Genomic DNA, 875 nt, shown 5'->3' with positions numbered 1-875 from the left:
CCCCCGACGGCCGCACCGCCACCTGATCCTCCCCGCCACCGGCCAGCACCCCGCAGACCCGCCGTACCGTCCGCGCGTCCACCTCGGCCGGGAGGTCGACCAGGCCACCCCAGCGACCCGGTTCCTCCAATCCCGCGACGCGGCCGAGCCCCCAGGTCCCGGCCGCGACGGGGTCGACCGGCGCGTCGGCGGCACCGACCGCCACCGCACCCCGGGTCAGCCACCACAGCGGACCGGGCAGCCCGGCCTCCGCGGCGGCCTGGACGGTGGCCAGCACCGCGCCGGCGTCGGCGCCGCCGAGCGCGAGCAGCGACACCACCCCGGCGGTCCCGTCGCTGTCACGCAGCGCCTTGGCGATCAGCTCCCGGTCGCCCGCCGGCCCGTCAAGCGGCACCGGCCGCACGGTCGCGCCGGCGGCGGTCATCCCGTCGGTCACGGCCGCGACGATCGCGTCGTCGATCCCGAGGTACGGCAGGAGCAGCAGCCAGGTGCCGGTCAGGCCGGCGGTCGTCTCGGGTACGGGCTGCCAGTCGACGCGGTAGCGCCACGAGTCGGAGGCGGCGCGTCGCCGTCCGGCGTGCCGCCACCGGGCGAGCGCCGGCAGCAGGTCGGCGACCGGCTGGTCGGTCCGGAACCCGGGGTCGAGCGCGGTGAGGTCGGCCCGCTCGACGGCGTCCCAGAACCGGCCGTCGTCTGCCTCGCCGCCCCCGGTCGACGGGGTGTCCTGGTCGGCCAGCCAGTACCGCCGGTGCCGGAACGCGTAGGTGGGCAGGTCGAGCGTGCCCGGGTGGTGGCCGTCGCGGGTGAACCAGGCCGACCAGTCCACCGGCGTGCCGGTGACGTGCAGCCTGGCCAGGGCGGTCGTCACCGCGGTG

General features: G+C 78.1%; 1 protein-coding gene. It reads right to left on the bottom strand.

Annotated features, from left to right (window positions below; translation table 11 throughout):
• Nucleotides 1-875 (bottom strand): hypothetical protein (locus tag B1205_RS29925; RefSeq protein WP_217809854.1); only part of this gene is annotated, 875 nt, incomplete at both ends.

Source organism: Micromonospora sp. NBS 11-29 (assembly GCF_002140155.1).
Taxonomy (GTDB): domain Bacteria; phylum Actinomycetota; class Actinomycetes; order Mycobacteriales; family Micromonosporaceae; genus Micromonospora.
Note: the sequence above shows the minus strand (reverse complement) of the source record. Positions and strands in the feature narration are given on the sequence as shown.